The 19,747-nt window shown below is 55.1% G+C and carries 16 protein-coding genes; 11 read left to right on the forward strand and 5 right to left on the reverse strand.

From position 1 onward, the window contains the following. Together LJE94_00185 and LJE94_00190 are read left to right on the forward strand one after the other, a co-directional pair. A partial coding sequence (locus tag LJE94_00185; protein MCG6908521.1) for a 4Fe-4S binding protein occupies positions 1-1,044 on the forward strand: 1,044 nt, incomplete at its 5' end. Between the two features lie 291 nt (positions 1,045-1,335). Beyond that, a complete protein-coding gene (locus LJE94_00190; GenBank protein ID MCG6908522.1) occupies positions 1,336-3,162 on the forward strand; it encodes a CPBP family intramembrane metalloprotease in 1,827 nt (608 codons plus the stop codon). Positions 3,163-3,220: 58 nt separating this feature from the next. On the opposite strand, the gene LJE94_00195 is transcribed toward LJE94_00190, so the two are convergent. The 3 genes from LJE94_00195 to LJE94_00205 form a co-directional block, all read right to left on the reverse strand. Next, positions 3,221-4,186, reverse strand: coding sequence for a 3-hydroxyacyl-CoA dehydrogenase family protein (locus LJE94_00195; GenBank protein MCG6908523.1), 966 nt, complete (start codon positions 4,184-4,186; stop codon positions 3,221-3,223). A 35-nt stretch (positions 4,187-4,221) separates the two neighbouring features. Further along, a complete protein-coding gene (locus LJE94_00200) occupies positions 4,222-5,901 on the reverse strand; it encodes a response regulator (protein ID MCG6908524.1) in 1,680 nt (559 codons plus the stop codon). Positions 5,902-6,065: 164 nt separating this feature from the next. Then, positions 6,066-6,329 (reverse strand): hypothetical protein, encoded by a 264-nt coding sequence (locus tag LJE94_00205; protein MCG6908525.1) that lies wholly within the window; start codon positions 6,327-6,329, stop codon positions 6,066-6,068. A gap of 698 nt (positions 6,330-7,027) precedes the next feature. Here LJE94_00205 and LJE94_00210 point away from each other — a divergent pair. Next, positions 7,028-7,402 carry a hypothetical protein gene (locus tag LJE94_00210; protein MCG6908526.1) on the forward strand — a complete coding sequence of 125 codons (375 nt, stop codon included), beginning with the start codon at positions 7,028-7,030 and terminating at the stop codon, positions 7,400-7,402. Positions 7,403-7,405: 3 nt separating this feature from the next. On the opposite strand, the gene LJE94_00215 is transcribed toward LJE94_00210, so the two are convergent. Next, on the reverse strand, positions 7,406-8,065 hold the full coding sequence (locus LJE94_00215) for a pyridoxal 5'-phosphate synthase (GenBank protein MCG6908527.1): 660 nt from the start codon (positions 8,063-8,065) through the stop codon (positions 7,406-7,408). A gap of 305 nt (positions 8,066-8,370) precedes the next feature. On the opposite strand from LJE94_00215, the gene LJE94_00220 reads away from it, so the two are divergent. After that, a complete protein-coding gene (locus LJE94_00220; protein ID MCG6908528.1) occupies positions 8,371-9,915 on the forward strand; it encodes an OmpA family protein in 1,545 nt (514 codons plus the stop codon). A gap of 42 nt (positions 9,916-9,957) precedes the next feature. Beyond that, positions 9,958-11,940, forward strand: coding sequence for a hypothetical protein (locus LJE94_00225; GenBank protein MCG6908529.1), 1,983 nt, complete (start codon positions 9,958-9,960; stop codon positions 11,938-11,940). Between the two features lie 195 nt (positions 11,941-12,135). Here LJE94_00225 and LJE94_00230 read toward each other — a convergent pair whose 3' ends face one another. Next, on the reverse strand, positions 12,136-12,882 hold the full coding sequence (locus tag LJE94_00230; GenBank protein MCG6908530.1) for a Mut7-C ubiquitin/RNAse domain-containing protein: 747 nt from the start codon (positions 12,880-12,882) through the stop codon (positions 12,136-12,138). Between the two features lie 669 nt (positions 12,883-13,551). Here LJE94_00230 and LJE94_00235 point away from each other — a divergent pair. The 6 genes from LJE94_00235 to LJE94_00260 all read left to right on the forward strand — a co-directional run bounded on the left by LJE94_00235 (position 13,552) and on the right by LJE94_00260 (position 19,737). Beyond that, positions 13,552-14,340 (forward strand): SDR family oxidoreductase, encoded by a 789-nt coding sequence (locus tag LJE94_00235; protein ID MCG6908531.1) that lies wholly within the window; start codon positions 13,552-13,554, stop codon positions 14,338-14,340. Between the two features lie 340 nt (positions 14,341-14,680). Next, positions 14,681-15,229 (forward strand): histidine phosphatase family protein, encoded by a 549-nt coding sequence (locus LJE94_00240; protein MCG6908532.1) that lies wholly within the window; start codon positions 14,681-14,683, stop codon positions 15,227-15,229. Positions 15,230-15,358: 129 nt separating this feature from the next. Continuing rightward, on the forward strand, positions 15,359-16,030 hold the full coding sequence (locus LJE94_00245) for a TetR/AcrR family transcriptional regulator (protein ID MCG6908533.1): 672 nt from the start codon (positions 15,359-15,361) through the stop codon (positions 16,028-16,030). Positions 16,031-16,123: 93 nt separating this feature from the next. Then, on the forward strand, positions 16,124-17,581 hold the full coding sequence (locus LJE94_00250) for an OB-fold domain-containing protein (protein ID MCG6908534.1): 1,458 nt from the start codon (positions 16,124-16,126) through the stop codon (positions 17,579-17,581). Continuing rightward, positions 17,582-18,787 carry an acetyl-CoA acetyltransferase gene (locus tag LJE94_00255; protein MCG6908535.1) on the forward strand — a complete coding sequence of 402 codons (1,206 nt, stop codon included), beginning with the start codon at positions 17,582-17,584 and terminating at the stop codon, positions 18,785-18,787. Between the two features lie 119 nt (positions 18,788-18,906). After that, positions 18,907-19,737, forward strand: a complete 831-nt coding sequence (locus LJE94_00260) for an SDR family oxidoreductase (GenBank protein MCG6908536.1) — start codon at positions 18,907-18,909, stop codon at positions 19,735-19,737. The last annotated feature ends 10 nt before the right edge of the window (positions 19,738-19,747 follow it).

Genomic DNA, 19,747 nt, shown 5'->3' on the forward strand with positions numbered 1-19,747 from the left:
CAGTGGGCGGTGACGGCGCCGTTGTCCGTCGGTGTCGCCATCGGAACGCTGATTCTGGTTGCGCTGCTTTCCGCCAGACGCGGCCGGCTGTACTGCAACACGGTATGCCCCGTGGGGGCGCTTTTAGGCCTTTTTTCCAAATGTTCGATGCTGCGGATCGGCGTGGACCCGGACGCCTGCACCGGGTGCAGGTTGTGTGAACGCGTCTGCAAGGCGGGCTGTATCGATATCCGGCAGAAAACGGTTGATGTCAGCCGATGCGTCGATTGCTACAACTGTTTTGCGGTATGCCGGAACAACGGATTGCGGTTCGAAAACCGGTGGAAAAGGCAAAACCAACGGGTCCAACCGGAACCGGGGCGTCGGCGTTTCATGGTCGGCATGGCAATGGCGGTTGCCGGCGTGGCTTCCAACGCCTTCGGGCAGACCAAGAGCATCCAGAGCCGGCCGACAACGATTCCCGAACAGATAACAGCCCCGGTCACACCGCCGGGTTCCGCAAGCGCGGCGCATTTCATGTCTACCTGCACCGCCTGTCATCTCTGTGTGAGCGCCTGCCCGTCGCGGGTGCTCGTGCCTTCGCTTTTCCAATACGGTCTGTCGGGAATGATGCAGCCGCGGATGGATTACCATGCGGGGCACTGCAACTACGACTGCACGGTTTGCCTGGACGTTTGCCCGAGCGGCGCCATTTTGTCGCTGACTCCCGAGGAAAAGAAGCTGACGCAGCTGGGTGTCGCCAAATTCATTAAAGAAAACTGCGTGGTCTACACGGACAACACCAATTGCGGCGCGTGTTCGGAGCACTGTCCGACGAAAGCCGTCAAGATGGTGCCGTATCTGACAACGGCAACCAGGCAACTGGTGATTCCAGAAGTAAATCCGGACATCTGCATTGGATGCGGAGGATGCGAATACGCCTGCCCCACAAAACCCTACAAGGCCATCTATGTCGACGGCAACCCGGTCCACAAAGCCGCCCAAAAGCCCGTGGTGAAAAAAATTGAGCAGGCGGTTGATTCTAATGCGGATTTTCCATTTTGAATATATCAGGGGCGGCATATGGCAAATAGCTTTCTGGATGCCTGCCTTCTCAGGGATGACTAAAAAACGAATCCCGAAAGTGGTATAATGCAAATTCATGAGGTTATTTCTTTTCTGCCATGGATTTATCTGGTATCCACCGTACGAGGCACTTGACGATAACAGAGGGATATGTAAAAAAATCAGATTGTTTTTTGAGTTGAGCGCTCAACGTAGGTGCTTATCCGTTTGCAAGACCGTAACGGTTGAACGTGAAGCCGCCCTTTTTCTCAGGTTGCTATGAGGATGTCCATGAATTTGGAGCAGGAAAAAGCAGGTTCCGATACGAAGTCGGATGATAATAAAGAGACGCTCAGCACCGCATCGGAGAAAAAATCCGCGTATAAAGCGAACGGTATCGCCCGCCTGCCGCAGAGATACGTCATAAAAGATTCAAACGGCAATCCAATTCTAACCTGTCTCGATGCGCCGGATATCGCGGTTCAAGTCGAAGCCGGCTTGACCGTCTCCGCATCGGCAGCCCTCAAATCACCTGCCGGCACAATCTATCTCGACGGCGTCGCCCAGAGCGGGCCTTTCATGGACAATGAAAAGCAGATTTATAACTTTGACCACCATGAAGGCTGTTTACGGTCGTTTACGCTTTCAACCTGCGAACAGGTCCTGTTGATGATCCTCAAGGGCCTGGATTTGCGCAGCCGGGAATGGAGCGTATTGGCGAACGAGCCGGATTTGGACACCATCCTGGCAATCTGGCTCCTTTTGAACCATCAGCGGATTCAGCAAAAAAAATTAGGCCGGCGGCAATTTTTATATGCCCTGGTTCGGCACGAGGGCATTATTGATTCCCACGGGTTAGAGATGACCGAATTCAGCGCGCTGCCGACGGAATTGTTAACAAAGACCAGAAAAGTGATCGACTATTTGCGGGCCGAGGAAATTGATTTAAAAAAGAGAGGGATATGGGAGGAAAAAGACAGCCTGGAACTCACGGCGAAGATTTTGCACAAAATTGACCGCATCATTTACAAATCGATTGATCTTGCCGATTTTAAAGAAATAAGAGAACTGGCACGGGTTGACTTGGGAAACAGTCGCATCGCCGTCATTGTCGAAGCCGATCATGGTATTTATGAGCTCGAACCCTATCTGCTCAAGGTCTATGGCGAGAAGCTCGGGCTGGCAATCCTTAAAACAGGAGAGGGCAAGTACACCCTGCGTCGCCTGAACCCTTTCATGTCCGGTGATTTGGATATCGTTTATCCAATATTGAACGCTATCGATCCTGCCGTCGGGCATCGAACCAACAGCCCTCAATGGGGCGGTTCCGGCGACATCGGGGGCTCTCCGCGGGGAATCGCTACCAAGCTGAGTGACAAGGAAATTGCACAAGCCTGCCGGGACGCCTTCCAGCATCCGAACAAACCCGAATATGTGATCCATTCTCTTTATTCCATCCTGGCCGTATGCGCAATCATCGGGGTTGCTGCCATCAGCAATTATTACCTGTCCTCCAGCCCGTGGCTGGGTAACCTGGATACAGCCGGCCTGATTTCAAAGACCTATTTTTCTTTTTTTGTCGCCATGGGGTTATTTTCGGCAACAGGCATTTTTCTGTTAGCGGGAACGCGGTTGTCGCGATTTGGATTTGGGATCCCCCGCGGAAAAGTCTGGTGGGTGTTCCTGCCGGTAATTATCATGACAGCAATGGCCAAGGGCGTCTATTTCCCTGATTCAGCCATTCATTTTCTGAATCTAAGCGAAAGTGTCGTATATCTTTTTATTGTCATTCCTTTGGCAGTAGAGCTGCTGTTTCGCGGATTGGCCCATGGTATCTTAGTAAAAGGCACAACGGTGCAAAGCTACAACAGCCGATGGTTCTTTTCCTACTCCGTGATCCTGTCTGCAATTTTATATGCAGCTTTCATCACCGGCCTCCTTTTCCTTCCGGAGATTTTTGAAGGAGGATTCCGGGCACAACCAATGGCTGAAACCGCTTTTGCCGCATTTTCATTCGGCCTCGTCAATGGGGTTGTCAGGGAACGAAGTCATAGCATTTTTCCGCCCATAATTTTTCACCTGATTGCTTTTTTAGCAATGGCACTGTTCCTCATCTAGTCGCGTGGTCGCCAGAAAAACATTTTTCATCGGCCGAGCCGGTGGCTCATGAGGGCAGTTAAACGAGCCGTTTCTTTTCCAAACAGAACCGGAGGTTGTCGATCACTTTCAGCAGGAGGCGGTCGCGTTCACGACAGATCTCGGATGGATCGCGGTCGCCGTAGTCAAAAAACCCTTTCCCCGACTTGACACCGAGATGGCCTTTCTCGATGTGCCGATGGAGGGCTTTGGGTCGGTTGTCCACGGGCGGGTCGAAAAAGGACTCATCCAGTAAATTGCGGGCGCTCAAATCCAGGCCGGTAAAATCGTAGCGTTGGATAAGCCCGAGCACCATCATACGCGGGGCGATGCTGGCCTTGACGGCCAGGTCGAGGTCCTCGGCGCTGATGTAGCCGTTATCCAGCAGGAAGAAAGCTTCACGTCCGATGATACGCAGGATGCGGTTGATGATAAACCCGGGGACATATCTTTCGATGACGATGGGGCGTTTGCCCAGCGAATGCAGTATGTCCAGGGTGCGGGCCACTATATCCGGCCGTGTTGCCTCCCCCTTGACCACTTCGACCAACGGTACGATATGGGGCGGGGCGAACCAGTGGGCGATGACGGCTGCAGGGTGCCGCTGCGCGGGCATCAGTTCGAACACGTTCAGTGTGGATGTGTTGCTCCAAAGCATGCACGCTTCCGGCGCGGCCGTGTCGATGGCCTCAAATACGCTGCGCTTGACATCCCGGTCCTCGCTGACGGCTTCGATAACGATGTCCGCATCGGCCACCTGGTCGGCGATGGAGGGGGCATAGCTGATACGTCCCAAAATTCCCCGGGTTTCTTCAGGATCGATAACCCCATGTTCTTCCAGGGTCCGGCAGATCGCAGGAATCATCCGGCGGCAGGCCTCTACCGCCGCGGCGTTTCGGTCGTAGCCGACAACCCTGTAGCCGCCCTGAGCCAATATCTGGGCCAGTCCCGGCCCCATGGTTCCCAATCCGATTACGGCCGCAACGCTTTCATTCGCTGGTTTCATAACATCTCCATAGGGTTCGCTCAATTTTTAAGCTGTTATTGCCCATCTTCATCCAGAACCTCGCGGACTTTTACGGCGATATCCTTCAGCGAAAATGGTTTTTGGATGAAATGCCTTTCCGTTTTTGAAATGCCCCGGTGAAAGATGACATCAACGGTATAACCGGACATGAACAGGTGCTTTGCGGTCGGACGAATCGATAGAAGCCGCTCGATCAGTTCCCGACCGTTCATCTCCGGCATGACCACATCGGTTAGAAACAGGTCGATTTCATGGCTGTTGTCCCGGGCCATTTGAATGGCCCCGCCGGGTGTGGTGGCGGTTAAAACATCATACCCCAGGCGCTCCAGCATCGCCTGGCTCAACTCGACAAGCATGGTGTCGTCTTCCACCAGCAGGATGGTTTCCCCGTGACCCTGCGGAATTGTCTCCCCGGGTCGGGTTTGTTTTTGCGGGCCTTCTTTTTCATGCTGCGGAATATAGATGTTGAATGTGGTCCCGATCCCCGGTTCGCTGTAGAGGTTGATGAATCCATTACTTTGTTTGACGATTCCATAAACGGTTGCCAACCCCAGACCTGTCCCTTCGCCCACCTCTTTGGTGGTGAAGAAGGGGTCGAAAACATGCAGCGCCGTATCCTTGTCCATTCCGCTACCGTTGTCGACAACGCTCAAGCGGGCGTACGTTCCCGGAAGGCAATCCACATGGGTCGTTTTGCACATCAGGTCGTCGAAAAAGGCCGTATGGGTCTCGATGACGATCCGGCCGACATCGGCAATGGCATCGCGGGCGTTGACACACAGGTTGACCATGATCTGGTCGAGTTGAGAAGGGTCCATTTCGACGGTGCAGTCGTTTTCTGAAGGCAGCCATTCCAGTTCGATATTTTCGCCGATAAGCCGCCGCAGCATATTGAGCATGTCCCCCACCTTGGCGTTAAGGTCGATCGGCTTCGGTGCTACACGCTGCTTGCGGGCGAAAATGAGCAGCTGGCGGGCAAGGTCGATGGAGCGTTGGGTGGCGTCGAGAATTTTTTCGATATGTTCACGAAAGGGATCGCTGGCGCCCATCTCTTCCAGAGTGAGTTCCGCATACCCCATGATGGCCCCTAATATGTTGTTGAAATCATGGGCCACCCCTCCTGCCAGAATACCGATCGCCTCCAGTTTCTGGGATTGGAACAGCTGTTTTTGCAGTTTTTCCCGGTCCTGTTCAGCCCTTTTGCGGTCGGTGATGTCGATCATGCTGAACAGAATTTTTTCCCCGATGATGTTGGCACCGACGATAATGGTTCGCTTGGTCCCGTCCTGGCAGGTAATTTCTCTTTCCTCGGAATTGATTGCCGCAGCGGTTCCATGGGTCTCTTTTGCCGCTTTCTGCCATTTGGACAACACGCTTTCCCGGTGGGCCGGATCGGGGAAGATAAGTTCCCACCACTTGTGGCGGCTGGACAGCTCATCGGTGGCGATGCCGTAGAATTGATATATTTTTTTAGAGAGGAATTCGTTGACCTTGGTTATGCGGCCGTCCCTGTCAACCTCGGCCAGTGCCATGGGGGCCATGGTAAAGAGCTCTCTGAAGCGGGCTTCGGACCGGTTTTTACGCCAGTTGTTGATGAAAAACATCAACATCAAGACAACGACAGTCTCCGCGATGTCTTCGAGAGGGTCGAAATAGACGGTGATGCCGGCGTGTTCCAGAAAATTAGAAAACACTATGAAATCATAAAGGAAAAGCGACAGAAGCAGGGGGATAAACACATCGGTGCTTAAATTGGCACGTCGTCTGCCTGTGATCAGCACAATGGCGGCGGCCGTGAAAACTGCGGAAGACCACAAACTTAACAACTCTGATGATCCCATACGTCTGGCCTGTAAATTTATAGGCTTTTCCGGGTCAGTTTCACTACGGTGGCCAGCATTCCGACCGAACCAAGGGCGATGGATACATGTTCGCAGGTATTGAAGAAGGAATTCAGCCAGAATTCTTCGACAACCGTAAAGATGTTGGACAACAGCAAAAAAACGTAGGCCCCCATGAAATACCGGCGTCCCGGGAGTTCGGAACTCCGCAGGACGACATAAAAGAAGGGCCCCCCGGCGATGAAAATGACCATCACAAAAAATTCCGTCGACAGTGTCATGAATTGTTTTCTCCCTGCGGTTCACCCGCATGCACCCACCGGCGCCTGACCGCTGTTATGGAAAAGGCACAACACGACGATCGCACCGGTATCGCCCTTTGTAACCGGTTGCCGAAAGGTGACGCCAAAATAACGGTGGCATGGATATTTCCATTATAATTAATTGGTTATAATATATATCTGCATTGTTTCGCAATGGATGTCAAGCAATAATTGACGATTTCCCGCAGCAAGCGGCGGGGGATCGTCACCGTAAGGAATTCTGCATATTATGATTCGCGCGCTCACCCCGCAGCAAGCTGCAGGGAATGCGCTCGCTATCTCGGTTCAAAACATAAAAGCAGCGCAATTAGCACATAGCTTTAGGCCTCGTGTTCGGTTTATCCGGGGTAGGATGTTGTTTGTGCAACTTTGAGGTGAATTGTGGTACGATACCCCGGCATTTTATTAAGAAACGGACCCGCCCGATGTTCCCCAGGGAAATGGGGCCAACCCCTTGGCTTTACCCGTTCCCGGCATTGGTGTCAGCATACCCGATGGAGATTGATTTTGCGCTATGAAGGCCCGATATATCGACCGCCGAGTGAAGCCGACAGCCTTCTGATCCAGGCCACGGTGGGATGTCCGCACAACAAGTGCAGTTTTTGCATGGTCTACAAAAAAGGCCCGATGCTCAGGATTCGACCGGTCGCGGACATATGCGAGGATATCGACGCCGCCCTCGAGCGCTGCGGACCCGGGGTGCGCCGGTTTTTTTCCCGGCGGGCAACACGATCGCCATGCCGACCGCAGATCTGGCCGCCATATGCCGTTATTGCAGAAAGGCGTTCCCGGAACTCCGGCGCATCACGGTGTACGGATCTTCAGCGTACATCGTTGAAAAGGGGCTGGATGACATCCGGCTTCTGAAAAAGGCCGGCTTGAGCCGCATCCACGTGGGCCTTGAAAGCGGTGACGATGTGATCCCGAAGCGGGTAAAAAAAGGGGCGAATGCCGCGGAACAGATCCGGGCCGGCCAAATCGTCAAACGGGCCGGGATGCACCTCAACGATGGCGTTCGGGCGGGCAGGTGACCTTCAGGGTGCCAGCAATTCCCGCTGCCAGACGCCATTTGATGACACATGGCGCTCCCGGAGGTGCATCCAGTCGAGCCTTCCCTCCCAGAATTCCATTTTATCGGGAATCAGGCAATACCCGCCCCATGTGTCGGGGCAGGGGATCGGCTTTCCCTTGTATCGCCGTTTGACCTGATCAACCTTTGCGACCAGATCTTCTCTTTTCCGGATGACGCTGCTTTGGGGGAACGCGGCCGATGCCGCCTGGTTCGACCGCCTGCGGACTTTCCAGTCGGCTTCGGCCGCTTTGCGGGAAAGCCTCAAAACCCGGCCGTCGATGCGCACCTGGCGCGGGGGAAAATGCCAGTAAAAAACCATCACCGCCGACGGGTTGAGATCCAATTCTCTGCCCTTGCTGCTGGCATAGTCCGTATAAAAGGAAAAACCGCCGTGAACGACCCCTTTGAATAACACCGACCTGGCGGCGGGCCTGTGATCAGGCGTCACCGTCGCCAGGGTGGCGATGTCCGGCCGCAGAAGGGGTGACCAGGGAAGGGCGTCTGCCAGCAGGCGCCCGATTACCCGGATTTTCGAAAGCGGCCCTCCCTTACCCTCTTGGGCCTGCTCATACCATTGAGAGAAAATGGTTACAGGGTCCGTTATGGTATCATTTTTTGCCACAGTCACATCCGGTGGAGACGTTGCCCCGTGTTTTTTCACGATCATGTTGAAAACCGCTTTCCGAGCGTACTGTATCACAAAATTGGTGAACAGGGCGAACCGTTAATCGAGATAACCGAAACTTGACCAAACCCTAACCATTTTGTATATCTTCGTGATCGTACTAATTCTCATTTTGCCTGTGTCATTTTCTGAATCTCTGTTCCTCAGCAAGTTGATACCATGTCCACTGAATGAAACGTCACACGTAGGCTCAGAGCAATTCTCAGTGCCGATATAATTGGAAGGTTACGAAGGGGAAAATCATGATGAAATCTGCATTGACGGCTATTGCCATCCCACTGGTGCTGTTCGTCCTCTTGAGCGCATGTGCAGCACCGGTGCTTCAGCCGATGGAAGAGAAAACATCGTCCATGAAAATTACAATTGAAGAAATAAACAAATTAGAAGAAAAAATTGAAAAGGCCAAAAAGGAAGAACTGGACGTTTTATCGCCGCGTTGGTTTGCAAAAGCGGAAACTTCCTGTGGGAAGGCGAAGTCCAAAGCCGAAAAAGGGGCGGTGCTGAAGGATATTCGCGAAGACTTGGCGGACGCAACCGCTTATTTGATAAAGGCCGAAAAGTCAGCAGCTGTTGCGAGGACAACCATGGCCCAAGCCATCGAAAGTCGACGTCTGGCCCGCGTTGCCGGCGCAACCGAGTTGGGCAGGCGATACGACAAAGTGGAAGAACGATTTTTAAAACTTACTGCGGCAGTTGAGAAAAACCGTACACATTACACCGAAAAAAATGCCCCAAAAGTCAGCGAAGCCTTTCGCGACCTGGAATTGATCGCTATCAAGAACAAAACCATCGGGGAGGTAGGCGACGCCATTCAACAAGCCGAAGAGAGTGGGGCGAAAAAATATGCCCCCCAAGCGCTTGAAACGGCCCAACGCCATTTTAATGAAACGAATGAATTTATCACTGCAAACCGGTATGCAACAGATGAAATGCAAAAAAAAGCCGCCGAGGCCATGTTTTTTACCAAACGAGCGCTGGTTCTTTCGGACCTGAACAAACGGCTTGAAAAGATGACGCCGGAAGAAACCTCTTTATGGATGGAAGGTATCGTAAAAAAGATCACCGCCAGGTTGTCCGCCCGGGATTCACGCGATATGGATATGGATTCTCAGGTGACGAACATTCTGGATTCTATAACATCACTGCAGGAGAACAATAGGCTGATTGCCCAAAAACTGTTGTCGACACAGAATGAACTCGAGGAAACGAAGACCGCCTCGGACAGCCAAATTCAAGCATTCAACCAGGCCTTGGCATCGTACCAGAGCAAAAGCATACAGGATCAGAAAACCAAAGAGCGCATTTTGGCGGAAAAGATAGCCACCGAGACAAAATTGGAATCCGAAAGGCAATTCAATCAGAAGTTCATCGAGATACAAAGCTATTTTCGTCCGAACGAGGCCGACGTGTACAAAAGGGGTAATCAACTCATCATACGCTTGAAAGGGATGAAATTCCCGGTTGGGCAGGCGTTCATCATGCAGGAGAACTACAGATTGCTGAGCAAGGTCCAACGCGCTATCGGTGAATTTGAAAATCCCTCCGCTGTGATCGAGGGGCACACTGACAGCACGGGGATCAAAGAAGCCAATGACATATTGTCCCGGAAGAGGGCTAGTGCGGTTAAAGAATACCTGATAGCGAACGGGACGCTCCCTGCTGACAAGATTTTCAGCAGGGGCTATGGATCCGAAAAACCCCTGGCTTCCAATGCGACGCCCGAAGGCCGTGAAGCCAATCGGCGCATCGATGTGATTGTTACGCCGGATATCAAGCTGAACCAATAGTGATGCGCTCGGTGGCCGTACGGACTTTGAAAGGAGATAACGATGTTAAACGAACTGTGTGGCTGGTGCGGCAGGATCCTCAGGGTGGATCTCGGGAGCGGCGAAATCGACCACTTGGAAACTCGACATTACGCCGACAAATATCTCGGCGGCAGGGGGATCGCAAGCCGTATCTATTGGGAAGCGGTTGGGCCGGCGGTGAGGGCCTTCGATCCTGAAAACCATCTGATTTTTATGACCGGACCGCTGGGGGCGACCGGTGCCCAGGCGGCTTCCAGGATGTTTGTGGCGGGCAAATCGCCCATGCTGAAACCGGAAGGGTTTTGCTACGGCAATGTGGGGGGCTTTTTCGGCCCGTACCTGAAAAAGGCGGGTTACGACGGATTGGTGATTTTGGGACGGGCCAGGAAACCGTCCTACCTCTGGATTCACGACGATGATGTCAACATAATGGATGCCGCGGACATTTGGAGGTCCGGTGCGTATGCGGTGAGAGATTGTCTTAAGCAAAAACACGGCAGGCAGGTCCGTTTTATCACCACCGGGGTGGCTGGTGCAAACCTGTGCCGCAGCGCCACCGTGGTCACAGACAATGAGGGCAGCGCCACCGGCGGCTGGGGTGCCGTTATGGGGTCCAAAAATTTAAAGGCGGTTGCCGTGCTGGGAAGCGGCACGCCCAAGGTGGCAAACCCGGAAGCGTTGAAGAAACTGAACAAAAAGGTCGTTCACCTGAGCAAGCGCAATGCCTGGTCACCGTTTCCCGAAGACCAGGTTCGACGGATAGGCCGGGCGTCCTGCTACCAATGTGGCTTGGATTGTATCATGCGCAGTACGTATCAGACCGCTTCGGGGGAGACAGTGGTGCGTAAATGCCAGTCGATGTTCGTATACTATCCCTGGGTGCTGCGTCGTGGGGATGAATCTGCCGAGACGGCGGTCAAGGCAACCGGCGTCTGCAACGATCTGTCGCTTTGCACCATGGAAATGGCCAATATGTTGCAATGGCTGGAGAATTGCCATGGCGCGGGCGTTTTAAGCTCCCGGGACACCGGCCTTGACATGGATCAACTTGGTTCCCTGGGCTTTTTCGAGCGGCTGGCCGGAATGGTGGCCTTGCGTGAGGGCATGGGCGACCTTCTGGCGGAAGGGCTGGTGCGGGCCGGTGAGGAACTGGGCGGCGAGGCGCTCGCTCAATTTACCAATGCGGTTTCCGATGTCGGTGACGGAGCGACCTATTCAGCCCGGGAATACCTGATGAACGGCCTTCTTTACGCTTTCGAGCCGCGCCAGCCGATTGCCATGCTTCACGAAATCAGTCGCATCATCGGCCAGTGGGTTCAGCACGTCCGGCAACCGCCCTCCTCGCCGGTCACGGCGGATGTTTACCGGTCTGCCGCGAAAATGTTTTGGGGCGATGACAGGGCGTGGGATCTCAACACAACCGACGGCAAGGCCGCCGCTGCAGTCAGAATCATGGATCGGACGTATGTAAAAGACAGCCTCGGTCTGTGTGACTCCAATTGGCCTTTGATGGTTTCCTGGAATACGCCCGACAACGTCGGAGACCCGACCCTGGAAAGCCAAATCTATTCTGCGGTTACCGGCCTGGAATCGGACGAAGAAGCCCTGCTGCGCTGCGGTGAAAGGATTTTCAACCTTCAGCGGGCTATTTTGCTGCGTGAAGGTTGGCGCCCGAAGGAAGACGACGTCCTCGACGAATTCAATTACGAGGATCCTGTAGAGTCGGTATTCATGAACCCGGATGTGATCGTTCCCGGAGCGGGCGACGACGTATTGTCCCGCCGTGGCCGTACACTCGGAAAAGACGAGTTCCAACAGATGCGGAAAGAATTTTACGAACGTCGCGGCTGGGATCCGGAGACCGGTTTCCAGGAAGCCGGTACGCTTCACGACCTCGGCCTGGACGATGTTGCAGAAGACCTGAGTGGTCTGGGGGTAATAAAATTAGGCTCTTCCGGGGGACGCGTAACTTTGCATCCATCCCCGCCTAATAGCCGCCTCTGAATGGTTACCTATAAGGAACCGGGGGACCAAGGATTCCAGGGGACCTCGACTGTGGATTATTCGCTGGCTGTATTCAGGTTTTCCGGGCAATCAGCCAAAAGCAAATAGCCAACCGTTGGATGTTCAGCGTTCGGTGTCGGACATTCATCTTGGGTTCTGACCTCTGAGCTCCGATTTCTGACTTCCGGTTTAGGATCAAGACAGATCGCCAATTATCCGCTTCAGCACTTTTTCCATATGGATGAGGTGGGTGCCCCGCCAATACAGCTTATCGCAGGCTAGACACCGGGTATAGGCATGGCAGAATTGCCTGGTTTTCGGCGGGATCCTGTCCAATACCGCTTCTTTAGCTACCGGCACTAAAAGGGCGTTGCAGCGGAGACATCGTGAGAACAGCTTGATTTCATTTTTGATATCCAGCCGGTCGATGACCCGCCTTATCTGTTCCGCCGTCGTTCCCGGGTAAAGGTAGATGCCATGGCTGACATCCTTGAATTTGAGCAGTTTCTTGTTTTTGGACAGTATGATTCTGTTTTCTTTGTTCGATAAGGCGATGATGTCACGATTGGTGAAGGCGGTGTCGTAAAAAATATCGAACCCCAGGGCTCGCATATATTTTACGATATCGCCGAGGTTGATGTCGGCTATGAATCGGTTCCTGCGAAGCGGGATTTTTCTGAGCCGCGTCAGGTTTTCGATGTTGAGGGCTTCGAATGTAGGATACACGCTTACGCGATCGTTGTTCTGGAGAGTGTAGGCAAAATCGACTGAAATTCCATTCACCAGAATCAGGTCGATCTCGGTGTGAGGCACCCCCATGGACTCTAGCATGTCTTTTATCGACCGTTTTTCTTTGAACGCGGCTTCAAAATCGGTTTTTTTTCGATGAGTTGGAAGAAATTCGTTCAATTCTTCATAAAAGCGGAAGGTCGCTTTTAACATTGTGGGCGGGGCAGATTCCATCGGGTTGCAGGAAAAATTTTTAATTTTTATAAGGGGTAATGCCCCTCGAGCTTGCTGCGAATCGAAATCGAAGCGATCCGATTCCGATTTGGGTGGCTCTGGTAGACCGGCCGGTACTCCGCCGTTTGACGCGGGGAGTTATCAGTATAAAAAAATGGCTTCTTAAGGCGCCGTTTTTATTCTCCAGTGCATCTCTTATCCGTTAATAGTTGAGGATGACTGGCAGAAAAGATGCACGCACACCCAAGAAGCCTGACAAATGCCGCATACGGCAACGCTTTGTCCAATCTTTAACCTTTGTGGGGGCCTGCGCGGCCGTCACGTGGTTTAGGTAATTAGTGTTGAAGCCGATTGGCATTTGATACACTCTACACTTAAAATAATTCTTCCGGATCGTGTGTCAATAGCCTTTTTTCATGGTGCGGAATTTTTAGACGGACGACGCTTCGGCCGCCGTTGTCCGGTGCCATGCGCGCCCGTTCCCATGGGGAAAAAATCGACGGGACCCCGGAGCATCGGATGGAGTAGATCCCCTGGATTCCTGTTTTGTAAAAATTATGATATGTTGCACACGGTAAAGGTTTTTCACCTCAACTCAGGTTGCAGTCACCTGGGAGGAAATCACACGTCGGAGGGCAGGTAGACATTATGCAAATCAAGGACAAAGTGGTCGTGGTAACCGGCGGGGCCAATGGGATCGGCGAGGCCCTGTGCCGCAGGTTCGTCAAGGAAGGGGCCAGGGGCCTCGTCGTGGCGGACATCAATGAAGACCGGTTGAAAATCGTCGCCGGGGAACTGGACATCCTGGGGATCAGGACCGATGTCACCAAGGAGGCCGATATGGTGGACCTGGTACGGCAGGCCGAAGAAGCATACGGCCCCATCGACCTGTTTTGCTCCAATGCGGGCATTATTTCCAGCGACGCCCCCGGATGGACCGCGGCATCCTGCGCCAACGACGTGTGGCAGAAGTCCTGGGACCTGCACGTGATGGCCCACGTGTATGCGGCCCGGGCCGTCCTGCCCGGAATGATCGCGCGCGCGGACGGGTATCTGTTGAGTGTGGCCTCGGCGGCCGGGCTGTTGAACCAGATCGGGAGCGCCCCGTACTCCGCAACCAAGCATGCGGCGGTCGGATTTGCGGAAGCGTTGGCCATCACCCATAAAAAAGACGGCATCAAGGTGTCCGTGGTTTGCCCCCAGGCCGTCAGGACGCAGATGGTGGCAGGCGCCGAGGACGGTGCGGCCAGCGTTGACGGCATTATGGAACCGGAGGACGTGGCCGAAAGCATCGTTCAGGGCCTGGCCGAAGAGCGGTTCATGATCCTTCCCCACCCGGAAGTGAAGACCTATTTTCAGCGCAAAGCCTCGGATTATGACCGCTGGATAAACGGCATGGCACGGTTTAGGGAGAAACTCTTCCCCCCACAGGTGTAACGCTGGGGTTCGGCCTGGGCTCGTGAACCGTGTGGCGTTCAACCCGCTCCTGCTGGGCTTAGCCGGCTGCCCAATACCCCCGATATCGTAGTTACGAATTTGAACAGAGATAGCGAGCGCATTCCCTGCGGCTTGCTGCAGGGTAAGCGAGCGAATCACAATAGATAGAATTCCTTACGGTGAAGATTCCCCTTAAGCTTGCTGCGGGGAGTGTTCAATTTGTTTAAAAATTAAATATTGGCATTTAGGATTTACTTGTTTCAGCAATATCCAAACAACCCCCTTCCAGGGTACAACCAGTGCCGGGCCCTATGTGCCCGGGTATCAACCTAGGGATACGATGTCTACACTATATCTGGTCAGACACGGCCGCGCGGCCGCGAGTTGGGGTGAATCCGCCGATCCGGGGCTCGACGACACCGGCAGAGAACAGGCCGCCGGGGTGCCGGCTCTCCTGGATGACGCGGTCCCCATGCCCATTGTCAGCAGTCCCATGACCCGGGCCAGGGAGACGGCGGCTCCCCTGGCCGGCATCTGGAACTGCACCCCTCATATCGATCCCCGGTTCTCGGAGATACCTACACCGGCGGACGTTACCGCCGCAAGAAAAGCCTGGATCAAGTCGGTTCTGTCTAAGACATGGCCGGAATTGGGCGCTGATTTGCAGGCATACAGAGACCGGCTGATCCGTGCCGCCTGTGCCATGGAACGGGACACGGTGGTTTTCACCCATTTCATCGCGATCAACACCCTTGTCGGCAAGGCTTTGAACGACAGCAGGGTATTGATCTTCTGGCCTGACAACGCGTCCATTACCACCCTGCAAACCGACGGGGCGGCCCTCGAACTCGTCGAAAAAGGGGTCGAGTCTCCCTCCATAATCGGCTGACCCCACGGCTGCAACGCTGGGGTGCCCCCTGCAGGTCGGATTGCTCCTCCCGAAAATAGATGACCGCCGGCTAAAAAAACGCTTGACAAGATATGAATGTAAGCGTTACTTACAATCAGGAGTTTCTTTATGGGCAATGCCACGATACCGGCGACGACAATGGACAATGACGAAAAACAGGGATCGCCTCCGGCCATGTTGAAACTGGCGGCGGCCATGCGCCGACTCCTGCGCACCAAGGACTTCAACTCCATCACAACCGCGGAAATATCCAGGACCGCCGGTGCCAACGAAGCCCTCATCTACCGCTATTTCAAGGACAAGAGGGGGTTGCTGCACCAGGTGCTTTACGATTACCTCCTGGACTTTCATACGGAAGTTCAGAATGAGATCAACGCCGTGCCCGATGCCTTGGGCAAGCTGAAATGCCTCATCCGGACCCATATCCGCATGTACGACAGCAACCGCGTGTTTGCCAGGATTCTGCTGCTGGAGGTGCGGAATTTTCCGGCTTACTTCGAGAGCACGACCTACCGGCTGGTGAAAGGGTACGGGAAGATGGTGAGCGACATTATCGTCGACGGCGTGGCAGCGGGGGAGATCAGAGACGATGTCCCGGTTTCGCGAATTCGCGACCTGATCCTCGGGGGCATAGAGCATTTCTGCATTGCCGAGGTTATTTTCAATCATAAATTGGCGGTCGACGAGACAGCCGGGCATCTGTGCGAGCTCTTATTTTCGGGTATAAAGGCCGAATCCGTGGCGGGCGGAAAGGACCCCGCTGCCGCCGCCGGCTTCTAGTCGCACAACGCATATGGAATTTCATTCATCGCCTGAGTCGAACGTTTTACATTGTTTGAATGATCAACATAACAAAAAGAAGGAGGGTATGACATGTCGGGAATTTGTTCATATGGCGGCTACGTGCCGCGTTACCGTTTGAACCGGATGCTGGTTTACCAGGCCATGGGCTGGATGAATCCGGCGAACATCGCCAACGCCAAGGGGGAGAAGGCGGTGGCCAACTTTGACGAGGACAGCATTACCATGGCGGTGGCCGCGGGCCTGAACGCCCTTAACGGCATCGATCCGTCGACGGTGAACGGGGTTTTCATGGCCTCGACCACCATGCCCTACAAGGAGCGGCTCAATGCCGGCATCGTGGCCACGGCTCTAGGATTGGGGGACGACATCCGCACGTCGGATTTTTCGGGAGGCCTCAAGGCGGGCACCGGTGCGCTTTTATCGGCCGTAGACGCGGTGGAGGCCGAACGGCTTGACAACGTGGTGGTAACCGCCGCGGAGAGCCGCCTGGGCAAGCCGGCCTCGCCCCAGGAGCTGATTTTCGGCGATGCGGCTGCGGCGTTTGTGGTGGGCAACGAGAACGTGATCGCCGAGTTCAAGGGCTCCTATTCCCTTTCGTACGACTTTGCCGACCACTACCGGGGCAAGGGCGCCACCTACGACCGCCAGTGGGAAGACCGCTGGATCCGGGATCTGGGCTTCGATCAGTTCGTACCCGAGGCGGTCAACGGGCTTCTTAAGAAGCTCGATCTAAACATAGGTGATTTCGCCAAGGTGATCTACGACTGCCACTACGGCGCCGCCAGAAAAAAGCTGAACAAGGTGCTGGGCATCGCTGCGGAAGCGGACCAGAGCAACTTCCAGGTAGAGATCGGGCAGAGCGGTACCGCGCAGTCCCTGGTAATGCTGGCGCATGCCCTTGAAACGGCCAGACCGGGGGACAAGCTGATGGTGGTCAGTTTCGGCAGCGGGTGCGACGCACTCTGTTTCGAGGCCACGGATGCCATCAGCGCCTACCAGAACGGAGGCAGTGTTTCGGCAGAGCTGGCCGACAAGGCCGAGCTGGACAACTACACCAAGTACCTGGTGTGGCGGGACATCCTGCCGGGCGAAGCCGGCCTGCGTTCTGAGGAGGACGTCTGGACGCGCTGGTCGGCCCTGTGGCGGTCGCGCAAAATGGTGCTGGGCCTATGGGGATCCAGGTGTAAGAAGTGCGGCACCCTTCAGCTGCCGCCCCAGGCGGTGTGCGTCAACCAGGCGTGCGGGGCTGTGGGAGAGATGGAAGATCACCGCTTTGCCGACAAGATCGGCCACGTGGCCAGCTTTACCGGCGACATGCTGGCGGCGTCGGTCAATCCGCCGGCCGTCTACGGCCAGGTGGAGTTCGAGGGCGGCGGCAAGATGATGTTCGACTTTACGGACTGCAACCTTGAAGAGCTGAAAACCGGCATGGCGGTGGCCTTGAGCTTCCGCAGAAAATACTACGATGCAAAGCGCGATATTTCCGGATATTTCTGGAAAGCGGTTCCTGCAAAGGAGGTGAAGTAAATGGCTGACGGAATCAAAGACAAAGTGGCAATTTTAGGCATGGGGTGTACGCGTTTCGGGGAACGCTGGGAGTCGTATGCCGAGGACCTGGCCGCCGAGGCGTTTGTGGAATGCCTGGAAGATGCGGGCATTGAGAAGAAAGATATCGAGGCGGCCTACGTGGGCACGCACATCGACGAGATCAACGTGGGCAAGGCGGCGGTGCCCCTGGGTGTGGCGCTGAAGCTGCCCTACATCCCGGTGTCCAGGACGGAAAACTACTGCGCCACGGCCACCGAGGCCTTCCGGGCGGCCTGCTATGCGGTGGCGGCCGGGGCCTACGACATCGTGCTGGCCCTGGGGGTCGAAAAATTGAAAGACACCGGTTACGGCGGTCTGCCGGGCGGCGGCATGCTGGGCGTCCAGTCGTTCATGATGGGTGCCAATATGACGGCGCCGGGCATGTTCGCGCAGCTGGCCACGGCCTACAGCGCCAAATGGGGGGTGCCCATGGAAAAAATCAAGGACGCCATGGCCCACGTATCGGCCAAGAGTCACGCCAACGGCGCGCTGAACCCCAGGGCGCATTTGCGCAAGGCCGTACCCGAGGAAGTGATCAAGGCGGCGCCCATGATCGCCTATCCCTTAGGATTGTTCGACTGCTGCGGGGTGAGCGACGGGGCGGCCTGCGCCATCGTGACCACGCCGGAGATCGCCAAGAGCTTGAAGAAGAACCAGAACCTGGTCAAGGTCAAGGCCCTTTCCGTATCGGTCAGTTCCGGTGAGGAGTCCATCGGCAACTCCTGGGACGGCTCCCATTTCGTGACCACGCGAATTGCGGCGACCAAGGCCTACGAGGAGGCCGGCATCAAAGACCCGCGGCAGGAGATCAGCATGTGCGAAGTGCACGACTGTTTTTCGATTACCGAGATGGTTACCATGGAAGACCTGCACATCTCTCCCAAGGGCGGGGCCTATGAGGATATCATGGGCGGGTTTTACGATCTCAACGGTGAGACGCCCTGCCAGGTGGACGGCGGGTTGAAGTGCTTCGGCCATCCCATCGGCGCATCGGGGCTGCGTATGATCTACGCCATGTACGAGCAGCTTTTGGAAAGGGTGCCCGAGGAAAGAAAGGTCAAGAATGCCCAAATGGGCCTGACCCACAACCTGGGGGGCATGCCCCACTCCAACGTGGCGGCCATTTCGATCGTTGGCCTTGATTAGAACAGAGGCCCAAGCTACAGAGGACGGAGCACGTATTACCAGTAGGGAGATAGTAGTGAAGAGCAGAGAGAAAGCTCAACAAGGCATCACGAAAACAAGCGATAGAAAAGGATAGTAAAATGGAAAAAATGTTGAAAGACAGGGTGGCGATTATCACCGGTTCGGGCAGGGGCATCGGCCAGGCAGCGGCCCTGATCTTCGCCCGGGAAGGGGCCAAGGTCGTGGTGAGCGACATCGACCTGGCCCCGGCCAACGAGACCGTGGAGGAGATCAAGAAAGCCGGCGGTGAAGCCATTGCCTTCCCGGGCGATGTCACGGCAGAGGGGTTTGCCGAAGGGATCGTCAAGGCGGCAGCCGATGCCTTCGGCGCCATCCACATTCTGGTGAACAATGCCGGTTACACCTGGGACGGTGTGGTTCACAAGATGACCGACAACATGTTCGATGCCATGATGAACATCCATGTCAAGGCACCTTTTCGGATCATCCGCGCAGCGGCCCCCTATTTCAGGGATGCGGCCAAGAAGGAGATGGCCGAGGGCGCTTCGGTGGCACGCAAGATCGTCAATATTTCGTCCATGGCCGGTACCTCCGGCAACGCGGGCCAGGCCAACTACTCTTCGGCCAAGTCGGCGGTGCTGGGCCTGACCAAGACCATGGCCAAGGAGTGGGGCCGTTTCAACGTGCAGAGCAACTGCGTGGCCTACGGCTGGATCGACACCCGCCTGACCAAGGCCAAGGAAAATGTGGAGGGACTGGAGCGCGACGGCCAAAAAGTGTCCATCGGCATCCCCGAGGCCCAGCGCCAGGCCATGACCATGATGATCCCCATGGGCCGACCGGGAACGCCGGAAGAGGCCGCTTCGGTAATCGCCTTTCTGGCCTCCCCGCTTTCCAACTATGTTTCCGGGCAGGTCATCGAGGTCAGCGGTGGACTGGGGGGGGTATGATCCTGGTCGC

It is taken from the genome of Deltaproteobacteria bacterium, assembly GCA_022340465.1.
In the GTDB taxonomy this organism is placed as follows: Bacteria; Desulfobacterota; Desulfobacteria; order Desulfobacterales; family B30-G6; genus JAJDNW01.